The sequence below is a fragment of the Caballeronia sp. LZ008 genome (genome assembly GCF_031451435.1).
GTDB classification, from domain to species: Bacteria; Pseudomonadota; Gammaproteobacteria; order Burkholderiales; family Burkholderiaceae; genus Caballeronia; species Caballeronia zhejiangensis.
In genome coordinates this window covers 1,723,865-1,728,464 of the sequence record NZ_JARUXK010000001.1, presented here as the reverse complement: position 1 = coordinate 1,728,464, position 4,600 = coordinate 1,723,865, and the positions used below count along the sequence as shown (strand labels likewise).

The following is a 4,600-nucleotide window of genomic DNA, read 5'->3' as shown; positions in this document are numbered from 1 at the left end:
CTGAGCAGGGGCAGCGCCTGCGGCAGGCCCGATTTGGGCATCGAGGGCGGAAGATACGAAACGTCGGCGACGTCGGCGAGTTGCTGCATGCGCGGGTCGATTTCTTCAAGCAGGCGAGCCCGGATTTCCAGGACGTCCACGGCTACGAGTCGAGCAAGTATCAGACAGATGCGCTCAAGCTCGCGTCGAAGTACATCGGCAACGAGTATAAATGCCTGTCGCTTACGCTCGAGATGCCGTTCAAGGACAACGCGAATCTGCCCGACGAGAGCGTCGGCTGGAACGGCGCGCGCAGCGCGGCGCTCGGCGCATCGATGCTGCAAGCCATTCTGTGGCATCTGCAGGCGTTCGGCGCCTGAGCGCCGCCGACTTGCCGCCGATGTGAAAAGGGCGTGGCCGCTTCATGCAGCCACGCCCTTTTTTGTCGTGTCTTCGTCGCAGGACGAAGGGAGCTAGTGCTTCTTGGTGGTCTTTTTCGTCGACTTGGTCGAGGACTTCGACGTGCTCTTCGACTTACCCGACGACGCCTTCGTCTTCGCGCCGTGCTTGCCCTTCGTGGCGTGCGTCGAGCGAGGTTCAGCGCGCGCGCGCAATGGCGGGACGGGATCGTTCCAGCCGAAAGCGAGCATCTGACTGCCGACATAACCGCAGCGGAACTTGAGCGGAGTGGGATCGTTCCCGCCGTCCTTCGGCATGCCTTGGCCTTCGACGGTCACGACGTTGTCCACTTTGATTCGCTGCTTCTTCTCGTCGAACGAATCGTTCCATGGCTCGATCGCGGAATGCGAGGCATCGAACGAGGCAGGCGGAAATTCGACGTGATCGAACGCCGACGACGTGCTGGCGATGAAGTTGCCATGTGCAGCGCAATCCGCGACGAGCGGGTTGGCTTTGAAATCGGTGACGAAGTGGTGAATCAGTTCGTTGCGCTCGTCGAGCGAATCGGCAAAAGCGGACACGGCGCATGCCAACGATGCACATGCCGCCAACCGGCCGACGAGCCGCAGGAGCCGGCGCGGTGCGAAGTTACTTTCCATCAAGTCTGGCGCTAAGAAGACACGGGCAAGTAAGATGCGCCGTGTGGGGAGGGAGTTCAATCTTATCGTACTTTGTGCGCGTATCCATCGCCCGGAGTCCGATATCCGACTCCGCCAGTAGCAGTGAATTGATACGTTTCGCGCAACCTAGACGCGCGGGCCGCGGTCCAGGCGATAGCGGCGCACGTCATAGGTGGTGATCCAGGCGGGCTTGTACACCGTGATCAATATGGTGAGCAGGCCCGTGAAGAGCGCCTCGCCGGCGCCCAGCAGCAGCGAGCCGCGCGTGAATGCCGGAGGCACGATGACCGGGCCGCCGGCAAGCGCCATCTCGAGCCCGACGGTCGCGCCACAAGCGGCGGCCACCGCAACCGCCGACGTGATGAACCCGTGTCCGGCGATGAAGGTAAAGAGATTGCGGGGCAAGCATAGGTTGCTCAAGCGCTGCAGCAATGTCGACACAGCGACGGGCACTGCGCCGAAGAGAAGATAGGTGGTCGCGACCGACAGCCACGATGCATCGAGCACGACGGCCGCGAGACCCGTGGTCGCGGCCGTGCCGATGAGCGCGAGCCGCCAGTCGAACAGCGTGACCATCAACGTTGCGCCCAATAGATGGATGACGGGTCCGTCATTGAACCATGCGTTGCATGCCCATAGCACCGAGATCGCGACGATGACGCCAAGCCACACGTTTTGCAGCGTGGCGTCCTGCAGGCGAGCGAACGGACGCTGCAGCATTGCGAGCGCGAGCAGCCCCGCGGCGGCGATCCAGCTGCCGACGGTTAGCCAAAGCGGTAGCGGTGTGTAGAAGAACCCCATGCCTTGCATATTACTCGTTGCGCGTAAAACGTGTGCGCAAAGGACGGACCCGTTTGCCTCGTTTGTTGCTAGAACGTTGATTCAGGCTCGGCGGCCATCGGCAGCGCGGCCGCATCGTTGTCGAGAAGCGACGGATAGCGCGTCCGCGGCCGGCGCAGCGGAATCACGCCTGGCTGGCCCGATACGACGCGCACCGGTTTCTCGCCTCCGCTGCGCAGAATCTCGAGATGCGAATTCTGCACGCCGTTGTAGATCGCGACCGCGGCCGCGCGATTTGTCGCGCCCAGCTGCTGGAAGATACTTGCAAGGTGGATTTTCACCGTGCCTTCGCTGATACCGAGCGTCTTCGCGATCATCTTGTTCGTGCTGCCCATGTGCACGCAGCGCATGATTTGCTGTTGTCGCGGTGACAGCGTCGGATGATGGCGAATCTTCGGCAGCTTGGCACTGTTTCGAATGCGGCGGGTGGTGAGCTCAAGCGTCAGTTCCGGGTCGACCACGTCCGGCGGAATGTAATGTCCACCGACGAGGACCATCTCCAGCGCGCGGAGTATCAGGATGGGATCGAGGGCGCGCGGGATCACGCCCATTGCGCCGACGCTCATCAGCGCGTAGACCAGCGCGGCGCCGCAACGGTCGACCATGATGGCCGCTGGCACATCTGGGGCGTCGTCGAGCAGGATCTGCAGGTCGCCGGTGCGCAGTTCGGGCGCCCAGTCGATCACGATCATTTCAGGGGAGGAGCGCTTCAAGGCGGAACGGGCTTGTCTCCAATCCTTCGCCTCGATGAATTGCGCTTGGCGCGCAACGCGGCGCAGCAATGTTTTAAGGCCCGCCCGGCGTTCTGCGTCGGAACCAATGATGTTGATTATCATGCTTCACCTCTTGTCAATACACCGTCGCCTACCGGCTTCGGAACTCGGCGCCGGTTTGCATCGGCGCCAGTCGGTATGTTGACAAATTTAAGGTGATTTGGCCCCCTATCCGAATGGCATAGGCATAAATACACAAAACCCCGCACGCGGCGGGGTTCTTTTTGGCGTAAATAGCTGCTATCGAGCATCGTTAATGGAAATGTGGCTGCGCAGGATCAGCGTCTTCCGGCATTTCAGCGTGAACGATCTCGCCGAGCGGATCGGCATAGAGCGGCACGCCGCAGTCGTCGCAGAACTCCGGTTCGAAGCGTCCCGCATGGCGGCGTACGTCAGAGACACCTGTCTTCTTCAGCAACTCGACGATTTCTTCCACCGGTCCATTGGCGCCCTCGAGATCGACCGGATCCTCGTCCATTCCGAGTTCCCCGTTCTCGCGGCCATAGAGCGGCCACACGACGCCGTAGATCACATCGTTACTGCCGCGACGTGTAAAGCCGATGCGATATTCGTCGATGCGCCGCTCGCCGAAGCCCGCGATGACCGCGCGCAAGTCCTGGGGCGCGGTGCCGAGCGTATCGAACAGATATCGGACGGCGGTACGTACGGTGTGCGGACGCACCTGCTCGTCGGCGTCGCGGCAGGCGGAGTAGTAGGCGTCAGGAAGCAAGCACTCGAACTCGCAGCCCGGCAGAATTGCCGCGAAGCTCGGTCCGCCTTGCGCGGCCCACTGTTCGAGGCATTGACCCCGCTCCACGCGGCTGCCGTTTTCGTCTTCCTGCCAGCGAAAGAACGCCGCACCGGCCGGTACGACGACCAGCGCCAATAGAAATCGCGGGTCCGCGAGAATCGGCGAGGTTTCCGGGAGGTCCGACAGATTCAGACGTGCGACGCTGCCGCTCGTCACCGTCTGCAGCAACTGTTGCGCGAGGCGCGACGTATCCACATGGTGGCGTGGCAACTGATCGATGCTGTACAGATAGGGCGCGACGGCTACCCGGGCATCGGCTGCGAGCACATGAGCCTGCATCTGCGTGCGCAGTGCGTCGACGGCATCGCCTTTGAGCGAGCCCGATGGAATCGCGTAGCGCGTCCACGCGAGCACCGGCGCGGCAATGAGCAAGGCTTCATGCGGTGCGCCTTCGATGTCGAATCTGAACGACTCGCTGTGCGTCTCGGCCATATCGGCGAGCGCGCCGTAGGCGTCCGGATGATTCTGCTGCAGATGGTCGAGCGCGGCGTCGAGCGTCGTCTGATTGCCGTTGCGCACGAGTTTGGCGATGAGCGTGTCGAGGCGAGCTTCCCAGAAGCGGTCCTCGACACGGCTGCCGGACGCGAAAAGCGCGAGGGAGAGGCTGACGAGCTTGTCTGCATCTGGGGGAATACGTTTTGCGATTCGCGAGCGCATATAGATACTAGAGTGAATTAGTGCGGTGAACCTTTGATTGTAGTCGCTCGGGCGATGCTTTTATCGTGCGGCGTTGCAACACGTCGATCGGAGGAGAGTGCAGCGTGACTTGGAGCGCCACGATAATTTCTTTGCATCCCCCTTGCGGAGTCGGGATTCGCTCACTAGAATTCCGTTCCTTCGCGATTCGATGAACGCGATGGAAGCGGGAGAGGGCGGTATCGGCGGTGTGCTCGGGGGTAGGTTGTAGAAGGCTCCGGGCGCGGATCGGCAAGAAAAAGAAACTTCGAATTCTTGTTGACACGAACTGAAGCGTTCTTCATAATCTCGTTTCTCTGCTGCTGATGCAGCGACGCAAGACGGAAGTTGAAGTAAGGCTTGTCTTGCGATGTGCTCTTTAAAAACTAACAGCCGATAAGTGTGGGCGCTTGATGGCGAGTGCGGCTGGTTCTTCGGAATCG

General features: G+C 61.3%; 4 protein-coding genes and 1 pseudogene. 1 reads left to right on the top strand and 4 read right to left on the bottom strand.

Features of this window, described 5'->3' with window-relative positions:
• Positions 1–359 (top strand): annotated as a pseudogene (locus QCE49_RS08055) (hypothetical protein); the annotation flags it as partial.
• Positions 360–452: 93 nt separating this feature from the next.
• Here the strand turns inward: QCE49_RS08055 and QCE49_RS08050 are convergent.
• From QCE49_RS08050 to QCE49_RS08035, 4 genes are all read right to left on the bottom strand, one after another.
• Positions 453–1,037 carry a BspC domain-containing protein gene (locus tag QCE49_RS08050; RefSeq protein ID WP_250460381.1) on the bottom strand — a complete coding sequence of 195 codons (585 nt, stop codon included), beginning with the start codon at positions 1,035–1,037 and terminating at the stop codon, positions 453–455.
• A gap of 147 nt (positions 1,038–1,184) precedes the next feature.
• Positions 1,185–1,859 (bottom strand): hypothetical protein, encoded by a 675-nt coding sequence (locus tag QCE49_RS08045; RefSeq protein WP_250460383.1) that lies wholly within the window; start codon positions 1,857–1,859, stop codon positions 1,185–1,187.
• A 68-nt stretch (positions 1,860–1,927) separates the two neighbouring features.
• Positions 1,928–2,734 (bottom strand): response regulator transcription factor, encoded by an 807-nt coding sequence (locus QCE49_RS08040; RefSeq protein ID WP_250460385.1) that lies wholly within the window; start codon positions 2,732–2,734, stop codon positions 1,928–1,930.
• Between the two features lie 190 nt (positions 2,735–2,924).
• A complete protein-coding gene (locus tag QCE49_RS08035) occupies positions 2,925–4,139 on the bottom strand; it encodes a DUF2863 family protein (protein WP_175983165.1) in 1,215 nt (404 codons plus the stop codon).
• Positions 4,140–4,600 lie beyond the last annotated feature (461 nt).